Origin of the sequence: Bradyrhizobium betae, assembly GCF_008932115.1 — a bacterium.
Taxonomy (GTDB): Bacteria; Pseudomonadota; Alphaproteobacteria; order Rhizobiales; family Xanthobacteraceae; genus Bradyrhizobium; species Bradyrhizobium betae.
The window spans coordinates 3700353-3715653 of record NZ_CP044543.1; the positions used below are offsets into that span (position 1 = coordinate 3700353).

16 protein-coding genes and 1 tRNA gene are annotated in these 15301 nt (G+C 65.3%); 11 read left to right on the forward strand and 6 right to left on the reverse strand.

Annotation, left to right across the window (positions count from 1 at the left end):
- Window positions 1-63 precede the first annotated feature (63 nt).
- Together F8237_RS17555 and F8237_RS17560 are read left to right on the forward strand one after the other, a co-directional pair.
- Window positions 64-852: an enoyl-CoA hydratase gene (locus tag F8237_RS17555; protein WP_151646578.1), complete on the forward strand. Its 789-nt coding sequence runs from the start codon at window positions 64-66 to the stop codon at window positions 850-852.
- Between the two features lie 2 nt (window positions 853-854).
- The gene (locus F8237_RS17560; RefSeq protein WP_162006096.1) at window positions 855-1604 is read left to right on the forward strand and encodes a VOC family protein; all 750 of its coding nucleotides are present in this window, start codon (window positions 855-857) and stop codon (window positions 1602-1604) included.
- A gap of 205 nt (window positions 1605-1809) precedes the next feature.
- Here F8237_RS17560 and F8237_RS17565 read toward each other — a convergent pair whose 3' ends face one another.
- The 3 genes from F8237_RS17565 to F8237_RS17575 are packed head-to-tail and all read right to left on the reverse strand — an operon-like array spanning window position 1810 to window position 4881.
- Window positions 1810-2622 carry an enoyl-CoA hydratase/isomerase family protein gene (locus F8237_RS17565; RefSeq protein WP_151646582.1) on the reverse strand — a complete coding sequence of 271 codons (813 nt, stop codon included), beginning with the start codon at window positions 2620-2622 and terminating at the stop codon, window positions 1810-1812.
- Window positions 2623-2637: 15 nt separating this feature from the next.
- Window positions 2638-3798: an acyl-CoA dehydrogenase family protein gene (locus tag F8237_RS17570; RefSeq protein ID WP_151646584.1), complete on the reverse strand. Its 1161-nt coding sequence runs from the start codon at window positions 3796-3798 to the stop codon at window positions 2638-2640.
- A gap of 18 nt (window positions 3799-3816) precedes the next feature.
- Window positions 3817-4881, reverse strand: coding sequence for an acyl-CoA dehydrogenase family protein (locus F8237_RS17575; protein WP_151646586.1), 1065 nt, complete (start codon window positions 4879-4881; stop codon window positions 3817-3819).
- 249 nt (window positions 4882-5130) lie between these two features.
- On the opposite strand from F8237_RS17575, the gene F8237_RS17580 reads away from it, so the two are divergent.
- Entirely contained in the window at window positions 5131-5916 is a 786-nt protein-coding gene (locus F8237_RS17580) for an SDR family NAD(P)-dependent oxidoreductase (RefSeq protein ID WP_151646588.1), read from the forward strand.
- A gap of 230 nt (window positions 5917-6146) precedes the next feature.
- On the opposite strand, the gene F8237_RS17585 is transcribed toward F8237_RS17580, so the two are convergent.
- Window positions 6147-6419 carry a GlsB/YeaQ/YmgE family stress response membrane protein gene (locus tag F8237_RS17585; protein ID WP_151646590.1) on the reverse strand — a complete coding sequence of 91 codons (273 nt, stop codon included), beginning with the start codon at window positions 6417-6419 and terminating at the stop codon, window positions 6147-6149.
- 39 nt (window positions 6420-6458) lie between these two features.
- The gene (locus F8237_RS17590) at window positions 6459-7073 is read right to left on the reverse strand and encodes a YidB family protein (RefSeq protein ID WP_151646592.1); all 615 of its coding nucleotides are present in this window, start codon (window positions 7071-7073) and stop codon (window positions 6459-6461) included.
- 158 nt (window positions 7074-7231) lie between these two features.
- On the opposite strand from F8237_RS17590, the gene F8237_RS17595 reads away from it, so the two are divergent.
- The gene (locus F8237_RS17595) at window positions 7232-8239 is read left to right on the forward strand and encodes a 2-dehydropantoate 2-reductase (protein ID WP_151646594.1); all 1008 of its coding nucleotides are present in this window, start codon (window positions 7232-7234) and stop codon (window positions 8237-8239) included.
- An 18-nt stretch (window positions 8240-8257) separates the two neighbouring features.
- Window positions 8258-8473, forward strand: coding sequence for a hypothetical protein (locus F8237_RS17600; RefSeq protein ID WP_151646596.1), 216 nt, complete (start codon window positions 8258-8260; stop codon window positions 8471-8473).
- 143 nt (window positions 8474-8616) lie between these two features.
- Here F8237_RS17600 and F8237_RS36085 read toward each other — a convergent pair whose 3' ends face one another.
- Window positions 8617-9237, reverse strand: coding sequence for a hypothetical protein (locus tag F8237_RS36085; protein WP_162006097.1), 621 nt, complete (start codon window positions 9235-9237; stop codon window positions 8617-8619).
- Window positions 9238-9446: 209 nt separating this feature from the next.
- Between F8237_RS36085 and F8237_RS17610 the strand changes: the two genes are divergently transcribed.
- The 6 genes from F8237_RS17610 (at window position 9447) to F8237_RS17635 (ending at window position 14357) form a co-directional block, all read left to right on the forward strand.
- Window positions 9447-10475 (forward strand): alpha/beta hydrolase, encoded by a 1029-nt coding sequence (locus tag F8237_RS17610; protein ID WP_162006099.1) that lies wholly within the window; start codon window positions 9447-9449, stop codon window positions 10473-10475.
- A gap of 105 nt (window positions 10476-10580) precedes the next feature.
- The gene (locus F8237_RS17615) at window positions 10581-12098 is read left to right on the forward strand and encodes an AMP-binding protein (protein ID WP_151646600.1); all 1518 of its coding nucleotides are present in this window, start codon (window positions 10581-10583) and stop codon (window positions 12096-12098) included.
- Between the two features lie 27 nt (window positions 12099-12125).
- Window positions 12126-12764: an RraA family protein gene (locus F8237_RS17620; protein ID WP_151646612.1), complete on the forward strand. Its 639-nt coding sequence runs from the start codon at window positions 12126-12128 to the stop codon at window positions 12762-12764.
- Window positions 12765-12790: 26 nt separating this feature from the next.
- Window positions 12791-13162, forward strand: coding sequence for a dimethylsulfonioproprionate lyase family protein (locus F8237_RS17625; protein WP_151646614.1), 372 nt, complete (start codon window positions 12791-12793; stop codon window positions 13160-13162).
- A gap of 59 nt (window positions 13163-13221) precedes the next feature.
- Window positions 13222-14178 carry a tripartite tricarboxylate transporter substrate-binding protein gene (locus tag F8237_RS17630; protein WP_151646616.1) on the forward strand — a complete coding sequence of 319 codons (957 nt, stop codon included), beginning with the start codon at window positions 13222-13224 and terminating at the stop codon, window positions 14176-14178.
- Window positions 14179-14280: 102 nt separating this feature from the next.
- Window positions 14281-14357 (forward strand) — tRNA-Arg (locus tag F8237_RS17635).
- Window positions 14358-15301 lie beyond the last annotated feature (944 nt).

Sequence of the window (15301 nt, forward strand, 5' to 3'; positions counted from 1 at the left end):
TCCGGGCTCGCGCTTCGCGCGCCCCGGAATGACCGAGCAAAACAACAACAAGGGAGACCACCCATGAACGACATGGTCCTGCAAAAGCTCGAAGGCGGGCTGCTCACCATCACGATGAACCGCCCCGAGCGAAAGAACGCGCTCAACCCCGAGATGGTCGCAGGACTGGTCGAGGCGGCGCGGCGCGCGGCCGATGATCCCGAGGTGCGCGCGGTGCTGTTCAAGGGCGCGGGCGGCTCGTTCTGCGTCGGCGGCGACGTCAAGTCGATGGCGGCGGGCCGTGCGCCGCTGCCGTTCGAGGTGAAGATGGCGAACCTGCGCCGCGGCATGGAGGTCTCGCGCATCCTGCATCAGATGCCGAAACCCGTGGTGGCGCAGCTCGATGGTGCGGCGGCCGGTGCGGGCCTGTCGATGGCGCTGTCCTGCGACCTGCGCATCGCGTCCGAATCCTGCAAGATCACCACCGCTTTCGCCAAGGTCGGATTCTCCGGCGATTACGGCGGCACCTATTTCCTGACCCAGCTGCTCGGCAGCGCGCGGGCGCGCGAGCTCTATCTGACGTCGCCGGTGCTGACGGCGAAGGAAGCGCATGCGATCGGCATGGTGACCAGGGTCGTGCCCGACGCCGAGATCGACGCAGCCGCGCACGAGCTCGCGCTGTCGCTGGCGCAGGGCCCCTCGATCGCGCTCGGCTTCATCAAGCGCAACATCAACAATGCCGAGCACCTGCCGCTGGAAGATTGCTTCGACGGCGAGGCGATCCACCACACCCGCTGCAGCGACACCGAGGATCACAAGGAGGCCGCCAAGGCTTTCGTCGAGAAGCGCAAGCCGTCCTTCAAGGGGGCATGACGATGGCGCCCTATATGCGGCTGCGGCAGATTTGTCTGGTCGCGCCGCAGCTCGCGCCCGTGATCTCGGACATCGCCGAGATCATGGGCCTCGCGGTCTGCTACCGCGACGGCAATGTCGCCAAATACGGCCTGGAGAACGCGCTGCTTCCGGTCGACACGATTCTGCTGGAGGTGGTCGCGCCGTTCAAGGACGGCACCACGGCCGGCCGCTTCATCGAGAAGACCGGCGGTCGCGGCGGCTACATGGCGATCTTCTGCTGCAACGATCCGGACGAACGCGGCCGCAACGCCAATGCGATAGGCGTGCGCACCGCCAATGTGATCGACCACGCGCCCTATCACGGCGTGCAGCTCCACCCCCGCGACTGCCGCGCCGCCTTCATCGAGTTCAACCACACCGACGGCAGCGACGACATTCTTGGTGCCTATCCGCCGGCGGGTCCCGACTGGCAGACGTTCATCCGCAAGGATGTGACGCAGGCGCTGACCGCGGTGGAGATGCAGAGCCCGGATCCGCAAGGGCTGGCGGAGCATTGGGGCAAGATCATCGGCGTTGCGCCGGGTGGCGATGCCGAACTGAAGCTGCCCAATGCGACCTTCCGGTTCGTGAAGGGCGCCAGCGAAATCATGAGCGCGCTGGAGTTTCGGGTGGCGGATGCTGCGAGCGTGCTGCATGCCGCGAAAGCCAGGGGGCTCGCGGTGGCGGGGAACGAGTTCTTGCTTGGCGGGGTGACGTTCCGCGTCAGTTGATTCGCTTCATCGTTATCCGTCACCCCCGCGCAATGGCGAAGCCATTGTCGCTGGAGGTGCTCGCCCCTTCGGCGAGCCTCGAAGGGCGACGGCCACCGGCGGGGCCGCTCATCCTTCGAGGCTCCCTGCACGGTGCTGGGCACCGCGCAGCTCGCGCCTCAGGATGACGGGTTGAGAGAGGGCGTGCAGCGATACGCCGCTGCAATCACCGCCCCTTAAAATTCGCCGTCCGCCGCTCTTCCGTGGCCTTGACGCCTTCCTTGAAATCTTCCGTCGCGCGCAATCTCGTCTGCTCGGCGAGCTCGTGATTCGTCGCGGCCATCACACGGTCGGCGAGGCCCGCGCGCATCGTGGCGCGGGTGGAGAGGAGACCGAGCGGGGAGCATTCGGCGATCTCGGCGGCGAGCTTCATCGCGCCAGCCTTCACCTGGTCCTGCGGCACCAGTACATTGGCGAGGCCCCACTTCACCGCTTCTTCGCCGGTGACGCGGCGGCTGGTGTAGAACATCAGCTCCGCGTTGTTCTTGCCGATCAGCTCCGGCAGCGTCGTGGTCAGGCCGAAGCCGGGATGGAAGCCGAGCTTGGTAAAATTCGCGGAGAAGCGGGCTTCGGGGCAGGTGACGCGGAAGTCCGCCGAGACCGCGAGGCCGAGGCCGCCGCCGATGGCCGCGCCTTGCACGGCCGCCACGATCGGCTTCTTGGCGCGGAAGATGCGCACGGCCTGGAGGTAGAGATGGTTGATCGGGCCGAGGTTGTCGGCCGGGTCGCCCTTTTTCTCGGCCTCGCGCGCTTCCTGCTCTTGCCGCGCGGGATCGCCGAAATTGGCGCCGGCGCAAAACGCCTTGCCCTGTGCCGACAGCACGGAGCTGCGGATCTCGATGTCGCGGTCGAACTCGTCGAGCGCGTCCGCGATCTGGTTGATCAGCGAGATGTCGAAGAAGTTCAGCGGCGGGCGCCGGATCTCGATGGTGCCGACGTGGCCGACTTTTTCGACGCCGATATCTGTATAGGTGCTCATGATGTCCTCGAAGCGTTAGCGCAGACCAAGTCCGCGCGCGATGATGCCGCGCAGCACCTCGGTGGTGCCGCCCTGGATGGTGAGTTTCGGTGCGGTCTTGATGGCGAAGTCGAGCTGCTGCTCCAGCGTCTCGCGGTTGGTCGCGGTCTCCTCGACGAAGGCGGCGAGATCGCGCACGCGATGTGGAAGCTGCTGCTCCCAGACGGTGCCGATGTCCTTGACGATGGAGGCCTCCACCACCGGTTCCTTGCCGGCCTGCAGCATGCCGGCAACCGAGACCGACATGCGCCGCATGGTGTGGAGCTGCGCCACGAGCCGGCCGATGCCTTCGGCGCTGCGCGTGTCCGGGTTGGGGCCGACCGCGCGGACCAGCTCGGTCAGCACGTAATAGGTCTCGAGGAAGCGCTCGGGGCCCGAGCGTTCATAAGCGAGCTCCGACGTCGCCTGCTTCCAGGCGCCGTCGACCTCACCGAGCACGTGATCCTCGGGCACGAAGAAGTCGGTGAAGACGACCTCGTTGAATTCGTACTGGCCGGTGATCTGGCCGATCGGGTTCACCTGGATACCCGGCTGCTTCATCTTGACCAAAAACTGCGTCAGGCCGTGACGACGGTTTTCCTTGGTCGGCGGCGAGGTCCGGAAGATCGCGATCATGTAGTCGGCGATATGCGCCGACGAGGTCCAGATCTTGGTGCCGTTGATGAGATAGCCGCCGTCGGTCTTGGTCGCGCGCGTCTTGGCGGCGAACAGGTCCGAGCCGGAGTTCGGCTCGCTCATGCCGATGGCGAAGCAGATCTCGCCGCGGCAGATCCGCGGCAGGATATCCATCTTGATATGCTCGGGCGCGTACTTGATCAGCACCGGCCCGCTCTGACGGTCCGCGACGAAGAAGCGCCGCGTCGGCGCGTTGGCCACGCGCATCTCCTCGGTCACCACGTAGCGCTCGAGGAAGGAGCGCTCCTGGCCGCCATATTTCTTCGGCCAGGTCATGCCGAGCCAGCCCTTGGCGCCGACCCGGCGGGAAAACTCCGGCGCGTCGGTATCTTCACGGTTGGGCTTATGCGGATCGAAGGTGCCGGCGGCGATTTCCTCGGCGAGGAATGCGCGCACTTCCTTGCGCAATTGCTCGCACTTCTCGGGCAGGCGGATCGGATCGAAACGGAGGGCAGCGGTCATTGTTGTTTCGTCTCCTGATCAGCGCGACGCCACGAGCGGCCACAATTCATCGGCACCACGGCTCGCGACCAGCTTGCCGAGCTCGACGGCCCAATGGCTCTCCGAGCCGAAATCGTCGCGCCAGGCCAGCGCCCGCAGCGAGTAACGGTGCAGGATGTGCTCGATGGTGAAGCCGATCGCGCCGTGGACCTGATGCGCGATGGCGCCACCCTTTTCCGCGGCTTCGGCGCAGCGGATCTTTGCGGAGGCGGCTTCGAGATAGACCGCGTCGTCGAATGACTTTGCATTCGCGATCGCGTCGGCCGCGGAGGTCGCGGCTGCGAGCGCTGCGGCGGACTCGCCGGCAAGACGGGCGAGATTGTGCTGCACCGCCTGGAATTTCGAGATCTTCTTCTCGAAGGCGACGCGCTCGTTGGAATAGCGCACGGAGATGTCGAGCATCGCTTCCAGCGCGCCCGCGATCTGAAGGCTGCGCGCGACGCCGCCCATCAGCATCAGGCTGGTCTGGTCCACGCCATCAGGCGCGGCCTTGATGGTGACGGGCTGGACCTTGTCGAGCGTGACGGTGTCGCTGTGGTCGTAGCCGACATTGAGGCCGGATTCGATGCGTCCCTTGCCGGCGTCGACCAGTGCGATGCAGACGCCGTCCTTGCCGTGGGCCAGCACCGCGAAGTGCTTGGCGGCCTTCGCAAAGGGTACGCCACGGGCACGGCCCGAGAGCGCGCCGTCGGCATCGAGCGTGATGCGGTCTCTTGGAGAGGCCGGCAGCACCGTCATCTCACCTTCCGGCGAGGTGATCTTCGCCTGCGCCAGCAGCCATCCGGCCAGCATCGTTTCGGCCAGGGGAACTGCGACCGCGAAACGGCCGGCGGCGTTCAGCAGCGCAAAGCCGTCGGCGAGGCTCGCACCGGAGCCGCCGAGATCGTCCGGCACCCATGACAAGGGCAGGCCGGCTTCGCTCAGCGCCTGCCACAGCGGCGCCTGCCACGAATTCTTCTTGTCATTATTGATCGTCTGCGGGTCGGCGAGATCGGCGAAGATTTTCTCCGCGGTCTCGACGACGATATTGTCACTCTCCGCCACAGCGTTCCCCGTGTTTTGCCATTGGCGCGGTCCGCCCGGTCGGTGCGGCGCGCGGTCTCTTTCTGCGCCCGATGATCGGAAAAAGCCATGGCCCTGACAAGCGTTGACCGCAGGCCCATCTGCGGCTCCGGCATGGGCGCGAGGAGCACTCTGGACTAATTCCGCTTAGCGGAGTTTGCTCGATTTGCAGGGCGCGGCAAACTCGCTAAACAAGGCGCCAGCAATTCGATAACGGGGAAGGAAATCCGGATGGCAAAAGACAGTCTGTGCGCAATCGTGACGGGGTCCGCATCCGGACTTGGTGCGGCGACCGCGGAAATTCTCGCGCGGAGCGGGGCGCGGCTCGTCATCAACTATTCGTCGAGCCAGAAGGAAGCCGAGGCCACGGCAGAGCTCTGCCGCAAGGCCGGGGCCGCAGAGGTTCTGGTCGCGCAGGGCGATGTCTCGAAAGATGAGGATTGCCGCAAGATCGTCGCCGCCGCCAGCGGCTGGGGCCGGCTCGACATCCTCGTCAACAATGCCGGCACCACCAAGCATGTGGCCCATGCCGATCTCGACGGATTGTCGGCGGAAGATTTTCAGCGCCTCTACGGCGTCAACACCATCGGACCATTCCAGATGGTGCGCGCGGCGCGCAGCCTGCTCGAGGCGGGGTCGAAAGCCTCTGGCCGGCCGTCGGCGGTGGTCAACGTGTCCTCGGTCGCCGGCATCAGCGGCGTCGGCTCGTCGATCGCCTATGCCGCGAGCAAGGGCGCGCTCAACACCATGACGTTGTCGCTGTCGCGCGCGCTGGCGCCGCTGATCCGCGTCAACACGGTATGCCCCGGCTATATCGACACGCCCTGGTTCACCAAGGGCCGCGGCGAGGCCGGCGCCAAGCAGGTCCGCGACGGCGTGGTGGCCAAGGTGCCGCTGAAGGTTGCTTCAACCGCCGACGACATCGCGCAGCTGGTCTGCTTCCTGGCGATGCCGGCGTCGAGCAACATGACCGGCGAAGTGGTGCGCATGGATGCGGGAATGCATTTGATTACGTGAGTGATACCGCGCTGCGCGCGTCACACGAGATGTCGTCCCCGCGAACGCGGGGACCCATAACCCCAGGGAGGAGTTTGACGGGATACGGGTCACTCCGAGTCGTCGCCAAACTCCTCGCTGTGGCTATGGCGACGAGCGCAAGCGCTCGCGCGGAGGTCCCGGATCTGCGCTTTGCTTGTCCGGGACGACAGTGGAGTTTGTGGCGCGAGATTCGCGCTTCGCGACAGCCGCTACCCCTTGATCACGCCACTCGCCACCAGCCGGTGCCAGATGAACAGCACCACCACGGCGCCGATCGTGGCCATGATGAAGCCGGCACCCTGGTCGGGGCTGTAGTGTCCGATCTCCTGGCCGATGAAGGTCGCTAGAAATGCCCCGGCGATACCGAGGATGGTGGTGAGGATGAAGCCGCTCGGGTTGTTCGGTCCCGGCGCGAGCCAGCGCGCGATGAGGCCGGCGATGAAGCCGACGACGATGATCCACAACAGGCCGCCGAAACTCATGACTGTGCTTTCCTTCCTGAATTCGTAGATCAGGCGCTGTTAAATTCTGCCCGAGAGCTCGTTCTCGGTCGGCAGCCGCCCGTCCGGCGTCAGATGGTCGATCACTTGAGGCAGGTACTGGCTGAGGCCGGAGAGCAGTTCCTCGCGTGACAGGCCGCTCTGGGCGGACAGGCTTTCGATCTGGTCGGCGCCGAGCGCCTTGGCGAGATCGCCGGGCGCGATCGCCTTGTTCTCACCCTTGCCGACCCAGGTGCTCGCGGTGTCGCCATGGCCGCCCTGCTGGAGCTGGTTGAGGAGATCGCCGAGCCCGCCGCTGAGCACGCTGCCGGCCGCGCCGCCCGCCAGCAGGCCGCCGAGGCCGCCCTTCAAGAGGTCACCAAGGCCGCCGCTTCCGCCAAGTGCGCCACCAAGTGCGCCTCCGAGGCCACCGCCTGCGCCCGCATTCACCGGCGGGGGGAGCTGCGTCGGCGCCGGGGACGGCTGTGGCGCGCTGCCGGACTGGTTGGCTGTCATGTGCTTGAAAGCTTTCCAGGCGAGCAGGCCGAGCAGCGCCATGGTCATCGGCGACATGCCGCCGGAGGATTTCTCAGAGCTTGGCGTGCTCGGGCCGCGCGGGCCGTTCTGCATGCCGTTGAGGACGTCGAGCAAACCCATGGCGTTCTCCTTTGGCGATCTTTTGCCGGAAACAAGCCCCATCCGAAAACATATGAGGCTCTCATGACCGTTACAAGGCGATTGCACTGCAACCGTTCCATGGGCAGCAGTCGTCTCCTCTGCTATCGAAGGCGTGTCGTTCAGGGGAGCAAGGTCTGGTGGTTACGGATCGACCGATCGTGGTGGCCGGCGCGGGCGCCATCGGCTGTTTCGTCGGTGGAATGCTGGCGGCCGCTGGCCGCCGCGTCGCGCTGCTGGCGCGGCCGCGGGTGAAGGCCGAGATCGAGCGGTTCGGCCTGCGGCTGACCGATTTCGACGGCTCCGAGAAGAAGTTGGGTCCAGGCCAGCTCGCGCTGTCGGAGGATGCTTCGATCCTCTACAGTGCCGGCATCGTGCTGGTCACGGTGAAGAGCGCCGACACCGCCGATGTCGCGGACCAGATCGCGCAGCATGCGCCGCAGGATGCCGTCATCATCTCCCTGCAAAACGGCGTCGGCAATGTCGCGGTTTTGCGCGAGCGCCTGGCCGGGCGGCGCGTGCTCGCCGGCATGGTGCCGTTCAACGTGATCGCGATGGGTGAGGGGCGCTTCCACCGCTCGACCTCCGGCGACATTCATGTCGGCGAAGACGAAGCGAACACGGCTGCGGCGCTGTCGGTGCCCGGCCTCACGATCCGTGCCAGCCGCGACATCGCCGGCGTGCAATGGGGCAAGCTGATCATCAATCTCAACAACGCACTCAGCGCGCTGTCCGACATGCCGCTCGCCGCGCAATTGGCGAACCGGGACTGGCGAAGATTGTTTGCCGACCAGATGGCCGAGGGCCTGGCTGCGCTGAAGGCGGCCGGCATCACGCCGGTCTCGGCGACGCCGATCCCGGCGAACTGGACGCCGGTCTTGCTGAGGCTGCCGGATGTGATCTTCAACGCGATCCTCGGACGCACGATGAAGATCGACCCGGAGGCGCGCTCGTCGATGTGGCAGGATCTGAAGCTGGGCCGCAAGACCGAGATTGACTACCTCCAGGGCGCGGTCATCGCGCTTGCCGAGCAAAACAAGGTCGGCGTGCCGCTGATGCGCCGCATTGTTGCGCTGATCAAGGAGGCCGAAGCAGCCGGCAGCGGTCCGCCGCGGCTGACGCCGCAGCAGATTCGGGGCGTGGCTTGAAAGTGATGGAGGGACGCGATGAGGCGTTGTCTAACGATCGGGCTCGCGCTGGCCGCGCTCTGCGGCGCATCGACACTCGCCCTGGCAAGGCCACCGACGGTGATGAACTCTCCCGGCTATGACAGGCGATTGCAGGAGAGCCGATCGCAATTGGGCAGCTCGCCGGCGGTCATGGAGCCGGCGGGCACGTCGGTGGTCAAACCGAAGCGCAGTAAGAAGAAGCATCCGAACTGAGCTTGTAGGGTGGGCAGAGCGAAGCGTGCCCACCATCGTCTTTCTTGCCGGAGTGGTGGGCACGGCGCGCCAAGCGCGCGCCTTTGCCCACCCTACATTCTAAGCTCGTCCGGGACGACAGCGGAGTTTGCCGCGTCAGCAGCTCACCCCTTCTTCGCCGGCTTGCTCGGCGTCGGGTTGAACAGCTTCTTCAGATCGTTCAAGCCTTCCGATAGCCGCGGCCATTCGCAGGAGAACGAACCCTTGGCACAGGGGGGGCCCTTCGGCCGCGGGCCAATGGCCTGCTGCACCTTCGGTCGCTCCACCGGGACGGGCACGCGCTCCACCTCGGTGCGCAGCGCGACCTGCTGAAGCTGCTGCGCCTGTCGTTCCTGCTGCTCGCGCTGCTGACGCATGGCGGCCTGGGCCGCTTCATTGCTACGGCGCTGATTGGCGAGATAGGCGGTGTAGGATTCGTCGATTTTCTTCTGCTCGTCCGGCGTCGGATTAGGACCTGCGATGTCGAAGGTGCGGTCCTGCAGGAAGTCGTAATAGGAATAGCCGCCACCGGTCTTGCGCCGGCCGGCGAACTTCGCATTGCAATCGGCAAGCGCGGAGGTCTTCTCGGTCTTGGTCGCGGCCTTCTCGGCGGCGTCGGCGCATTCCTCGAAGTCGACAGGCGCGCGCTTCCACCATTGGGCCTGGGCATGCGACGGCGTCAGCAGAAAAAATCCTGCTGCGGCAACGAGAAGCGCCGCACGACGCGATGCAGACACGACCGACATTCTACGAGAGCATTCCTTGCAAAACTCAACCCGAACTGAGTCGAGGCGGATTTTTGCCTCTTTATCGCCGGCTTGTCACCCGTGGAACCCGGGAATTTCAGGGATGCAATGCTGACATTTTTTGCTTGACGTGGCGCTGCAGTCACAGCCGCGCGGCACCTGTTGCGTCTAGAGTTTTATCGATTTGAATGCGAAGGGGAATGTCCGTCATGAGAGCGCTGGTCAGCTTCGCCGCAATCGCGTGGGCGCTCCTTTCCAGCCATGCTCTCGCAGCCGACGAAGATGCGCCCAACCGCAAGCCGGTGAAGGCCATCGGCGATGCGCGGCTTGCGGTCGGCGGCCGGGGAATGCTGCCGCTCTACCTCTCCCGCGACTGGTCGATGCCGCTGCCGGCGATCTCGCGCGCGATCATCGTGCTGCACGGACGCTTGCGCAATGCCGACGAATATTACATCTCGGCCAACAACGCCCAGGCCGCAGCGGGCGACGACGGCAAGAGCGCGCTGATGATCGTGCCGCAATTTCTGGCGGAGATCGACATCGAAGCGCACAGGCTGCCGGAGGACATGCTGCGCTGGTCGCTGGAGGGATGGGAGGGCGGCGATGCCGCGCTCGCACCGACCCCGGTGTCGTCCTTCGAGGCGCTCGATGCGATCCTGGCAAAACTCTCCGACCGGCGCATCTTTCCGAACCTGAAGCAGGTCGTGGTGGCCGGTCATTCCGGCGGCGGCCAGGTCGTGCAGCGCTACGCCATCGCCGGAAAGGGCGAGGCGAAGCTGTCGCGCCAGCACATCGACATCCGCTATGTCGTCGCCAATCCCTCGTCCTATGCCTATTTCAGCGCGGACCGGCCCGTGCCCAAGATCGCCGCATCCTGTCCGGGCTACGACAACTGGAAGTACGGAATGGGTGACCGTCCGTCCTATCTCGCGGACGCGACGCCGGCGGCGCTCGAGCAGCGCTATGCCGAGCGCGAGGTGATCTATCTGCTCGGCACGCTCGACACCAATCCCAAGCACGCCGCGCTGGACAAGAGCTGCATGGCGGAGGCGCAGGGCCCCACCCGCTACGCCCGCGGCCACGCCTATACCGACGCGATGGCCAAGCGCGGCCACGGAACGCCCAATCACCGTGTCTGGGACGTCGCCGGCGTCGGCCATGACGGCGACAAGATGCTGACCTCGAAATGCGGGCTCGCGGCGCTGTTCGATATTCCGGGCTGCGGGGCAGAGCGGTGATGCCTTGAAAGCAGATGCCTTGAAGGGTTTGCTCCGGCTGTTACACTTCGCACCGTGAGCGCCTCATCCTGAGGCGGCGCCAAGAAGACGAAGTGGAAACGCCTGATGCTGCTGCCCCTGTCCGATGTGCCGCGCTGGTACGCCGAGCGCAAACCGCAAGGCACGATCGCCGTCCAACATGGGCAGGATACGCTGACATGGGATGAGCTCGAGCGCGGCGCCAACCGGCGTGCGCGCGCGTTTGCCGCCAAGGGCGTCAAGCCCGGCGATTTCGTCGCGATCGGCCTGCCGAACGGCAATGCGTTCTTCGAGACGTCGTTTGCGGTGTGGAAGTGCGGGGCGACGCCGACCTCGCTGTCGTGGCGGCTGCCGCGCGGCGAGGCCGCCGCGGTGCTCGAGATCCTGAAGCCGGCGCTGGTGGTCGGCGGCGAGGCCGACTGGAACGCGCCGAACCGTTTGCCCGCGGATTTCGTCCCGGAAGGGTTTTCGGATGAGCCGCTCGCCCCGCCGGTGTCGCGCTACTGGAAGGCCATGACCAGCGGCGGCTCCACCGGCCGGCCAAAGGTGATCCTTGATCACCAGCCGGCGGTGATCGACACGGCGGCGGCGCTGCCGCTCAGCATTCCCTTCGGGGCCTCGCTGCTCAATCCGGGGCCGCTCTACCACAATGCGCCGTTCATCGTGTCGCATTACGCGTTGTTCGGCGGAGGCAAGCTCACCGGCCTCGTCAAGTTCGATGCCGAGGAGACGCTGCGCCAGATCGCGCGCGAACGCGTGCAATGGGTCAATTTCGTGCCGACCATGATGCACCGGATCTGGGCGTTGCCTGAGAACGTGCGCAACTCTTACGACGTCTCGAGCCTGCAGACCGTGTTCCACATGGCCGCGCCGATGCCGCCGTGGCTGAAGGAGAACTGGATCGACTGGCTCGGCCCGGAGAGGGTGTGGGAGCTCTATGGCGGCACCGAGCGGCAGGGCTCGTGCATCATCTCCGGCACGGAATGGCTGACCCACAAGGGCTCGGTCGGCAAGATCGGCGAGATGGCCAAACTGCGCATCATCGGCGAGGACGGCAAGGACGTCGCGCCGGGCGAGACCGGCGAGATCTATTTCCTCAACAACGACGGCAGGGACGCCACCTACCATTATCTCGGCGCCGAGCCGAAGCGCCGCGCCGACGGCTGGGAATCGCTCGGCGATATCGGCAGGTTCGATGCGGACGGCTATCTCTATCTCGGCGACCGCCTCGCCGACATGGTGCTGCGCGGCGGCGCCAACATCTATCCGGCCGAAGTCGAGGCTGCCGTCTCCGCCTGTCCCGGCGTGCGCTCCTGCGTGGTGGTGGGATTGCCCGATCCGGAATTGGGCCAGCGCGTGCATGCCATCATCGAGCCGGAGCCCGATGCGGACGGCCAGGCCATTGCCGATGGCATGGCGGATTTCCTGAAGGATCGGCTCAGCCGCTACAAGCACCCCGAGAGTTTCGAGATCGTGGCCGTCCCGCCGCGCGATGATTCCGGAAAAGTCCGCCGCACCCTGTTGCGCGACGAACGCGCAGCGTGGATGAAGGAAGGGCGCGCTTTCCGGATCAGGCCGGCGAAAGCATCTTCGCACGCCGAATAAGAAAATTCACGAAAGGACTCTTTTGACATGACGATCACGATCGCCGCGAACAGCGTGCCGAAGCCGCCCGCCGAGATCATCGAGGGCTTTCGAGGTGCGCCGACCTCGGTCATTTCAGACAATCTCGCCCGGCTGCCGGGTGCGGTGGGCCTGAAGCCCTATCACCGCGGCGGCAAGCTGGTGGGGACGGCCTTCACCGTGCGCACGCGCCCCGGCGACAATCTCGCCATCCATCGCGCGCTCGAGCTGGTCGGTCCCGGCGACGTCATCGTGGTCGACGGCGGCGGCGACGAGACCCGCGCGCTGGTCGGCGAGATCATGAAGAACATCGCGCAGTGGCGCAAAGCGGAAGGCTACGTGATCGACGGCGCGATCCGCGATGTCGCGTCTTTCGCCGGCGATGATTTTCCCTGCTATGCCCGCGCCGTGATCCATCGCGGCCCCTACAAGAACGGTCCCGGCGAGATCAATGTGCCCGTGTCGATCGGCGGCAGCGTGATCTCGCCCGGCGACATCGTGGTCGGCGACGAGGATGGCGTGGTGTCGTTTCCCGCGGCTGGTGCGGCCGCACTGCTCGAAGCAGTCCGTGCCCAGGTCGCGCGCGAGGAGGAGACCATGAAGGCGATCCGAGAGGGGCGCTACCAGGGCTCCTACGGCAAATCCTGAGCAGAAAAAGAGAAAGGGAGAATGGCGTGAGCCAGAAGGAAGAATTCCACAATATCGACAACCCCGCCGACGGGCTGTTCCGCGAGCTCGCGGCGGGCGTCACTACGCGCATCTTCTCCGGCGAGCAGGCGATGCTGTCGGTGGTGACGCTGGGCCCGCATGCGCAGGGCACGCTGCACCATCATCCCGAGGAGCAATGGGGCGTGCTGCTCGACGGCTCCGCCATCCGCGTCCAGGGTGACGAGGAAATCCCGGTGAAGAAGGGCGATTTCTGGCGCACGCCGGGCAACGTGCCGCACACCATGCGCGCCGGCCCCGATGGCGCCCGCGTGCTGGACATTTTCAGTCCACCGCGGCCAGAATACAAGAAAGCGGGATCGGGCTTCGGGATGACCTGAAGCCTGCCGCACGCGCCACAGAGCAAAAGCCGGGCGCAAGACAATAAAGGGAGGGGACCATGACGATCACAAGACGCACGCTGCTGGCCGCGCCGGCCATTCTTGCAATGGCGCCGGCGATGGCGCAGGCCGGCAAGATCACCTTGGTCGTGCCGTTTCCGCCGGGCGGCTCGACCGATGCGATGGCGCGGCTGCTGCAGAGCAATCTGCAGACCAAGCTCAACCGCATCGTCGTGGTCGAGAACAAGTCGGGCGCCGCCGGTGCGCTCGGCGCAGCGCAAGTCGCCAAGAGCCCGCCGGACGGATCGACGTTCCTTGTCACCTTCGATTCCCACGCGGTGATCCCGGCCATCCTCGACAAACCGCCGCTCGACGTCGAGCGTGAGCTGATGCCGGTGTTCCTGGTCGGCACCGCGCCTTACGTGATCGCGGCCGGCGCCGGCCGTCCCTACAAGAGTTTTGCCGACGTGGTCGCCGCCTGCAAGGCGACGCCCGGCGCGGTCAAGTACGCCTCCGTCGGCATCGGCACGCTCGGCCATCTGGCCATGACCGTGCTCGGCAACAAGGCCGGCGTCGAGATCATGCATGTGCCTTATCGCGGCGGCGGCCCGGCGATGAACGACGTGCTCGGCGGCCATGTCGATCTCATCGCGGGATCGGCGGCGCTGGTCGCAGCCCAGCTCGGCAGCAACATGCTGCGCCCGATCCTGCAGCTCGGCCGCGAGCGGCTGCCGGCGCTGCCGGATACGCCGACCGCGATCGAGGCCGGCTTTCCTGATTTCGAGACGCTGGCCTGGTGGGGCATCTTCGCGCCGACAGGCACGCCGCCGGACATCGTCTCCGCCATGGCGACGGCGTCAAGGGAGATCCTGAGCGAGCCTGCGACCGCGGCCCAGCTCAAGGAGACCCAGCAAATGACGCTGTTGCTCGAGGACGGCCCCGCCTTCAAGACCTTCTTCGACAAGCAGGTCGCCACTTGGGGCAAGGTGGTGAAGGACAACAATATCAAGGCGTGAGGGGCGGGAAGACCTCCGCATTCGGCCGGCGGAGGGCTTCCGATCCCGCCCTCGCTTTGATATGAACACCTCTAGGCAACCCGCCTGACAGGCGGGTTCCGCGGTCCCGTAGCTCAGCCGGATAGAGCGGCGGTTTCCTAAACCGTAGGTCGGAAGTTCGAGTCTTCCCGGGATCGCCAGTCATTCCGACGCAAGAAACCCAATAAATATCGGCATTTCCTCTACGTACGCGGTCCGTTCTGAGGCCCATTTGGTAGTCTCAGGGCCGATTCCGTATGCTCCGTGCAGCACGTGGAATTACAAGGGGTTACCTGGGACGACGTCTGCTCCATGCAACACGGATGTAACACGAAGCTGTCAGCATGTTCGTCCTTCGTCCTGTCGCATCTGCGCGGCACAGAGCCGGGATTTCTCGCGCGAGCGGTGAAGCGTCGTCGAGGAGATGCGCACCTTAAGGGCGAGCTGCAGCTTTCATGTCGCACGACTTGATGGAGTCACCGGCTCCGGCAAGACCGACGTCACCGCGCGGTTTCCCGATGTCTCTGCTCTGCAGTTGCCATGAACCATTTTTTCTTCGACGCGATTCGCAGGCTATTCGGATAGCTCGACAGCCATGCGAAGCTCGCCAAATCGCTGTCTGGCGTCTTTCCGGACTTGTCTGAAGTCCGTCGTTGCCGAGCTGATCCGGCATTGCCACCACGATCTTCGGAGCGAGGCTTCCCAAGCTGTATACGAGGGTTCGCCTTCGCCCGCTCCATCTCGCCAAACGTCGACAGGATAGGCATTTCTGCAATTTCCAAAGGGCAACTTTGTCGCTTCAAGTCGGCGGTTCGTACAACGATCGTACAAACCTTGCAGCGAAATTAGCGCAGAGTTCCAACATGGTGGCTCAAAATCCTTGAGCGAAGGGCGCGGGGTCCCTCGGAGAGTGGGCTAAAATCACGATGTCGACGGTTCGATTCCGCGCCAATTTCAAACACCCGGGTCACAACAAGGGAAAGGTCTTGGGAGGTCGGCATTGGTGACACAGCCGCTTCGGTACTTCCAAGGAGAGCCGACCCGTTCGCGCTGAACACCATCCTCATGACGGATTAGGTCGTCACCGCGATCAAGCAGCTCGGTG

Excerpts from the sequence above, each read along its gene's own strand:
- F8237_RS17555 (WP_151646578.1), top strand. The coding sequence starts at position 64 with ATGAACGACATGGTCCTGCAAAAGCTCGAAGGCGGGCTGCTCACCATC.
- F8237_RS17560 (WP_162006096.1), top strand. The coding sequence starts at position 855 with ATGGCGCCCTATATGCGGCTGCGGCAGATTTGTCTGGTCGCGCCGCAG.
- F8237_RS17565 (WP_151646582.1), bottom strand. The coding sequence starts at position 2,622 with ATGAGCACCTATACAGATATCGGCGTCGAAAAAGTCGGCCACGTCGGC.
- F8237_RS17570 (WP_151646584.1), bottom strand. The coding sequence starts at position 3,798 with ATGACCGCTGCCCTCCGTTTCGATCCGATCCGCCTGCCCGAGAAGTGC.
- F8237_RS17580 (WP_151646588.1), top strand. The coding sequence starts at position 5,131 with ATGGCAAAAGACAGTCTGTGCGCAATCGTGACGGGGTCCGCATCCGGA.
- F8237_RS17585 (WP_151646590.1), bottom strand. The coding sequence starts at position 6,419 with ATGAGTTTCGGCGGCCTGTTGTGGATCATCGTCGTCGGCTTCATCGCC.
- F8237_RS17590 (WP_151646592.1), bottom strand. The coding sequence starts at position 7,073 with ATGGGTTTGCTCGACGTCCTCAACGGCATGCAGAACGGCCCGCGCGGC.
- F8237_RS17600 (WP_151646596.1), top strand. The coding sequence starts at position 8,258 with ATGAGGCGTTGTCTAACGATCGGGCTCGCGCTGGCCGCGCTCTGCGGC.
- F8237_RS36085 (WP_162006097.1), bottom strand. The coding sequence starts at position 9,237 with ATGTCGGTCGTGTCTGCATCGCGTCGTGCGGCGCTTCTCGTTGCCGCA.
- F8237_RS17610 (WP_162006099.1), top strand. The coding sequence starts at position 9,447 with ATGAGAGCGCTGGTCAGCTTCGCCGCAATCGCGTGGGCGCTCCTTTCC.
- F8237_RS17615 (WP_151646600.1), top strand. The coding sequence starts at position 10,581 with ATGCTGCTGCCCCTGTCCGATGTGCCGCGCTGGTACGCCGAGCGCAAA.
- F8237_RS17620 (WP_151646612.1), top strand. The coding sequence starts at position 12,126 with ATGACGATCACGATCGCCGCGAACAGCGTGCCGAAGCCGCCCGCCGAG.
- F8237_RS17630 (WP_151646616.1), top strand. The coding sequence starts at position 13,222 with ATGACGATCACAAGACGCACGCTGCTGGCCGCGCCGGCCATTCTTGCA.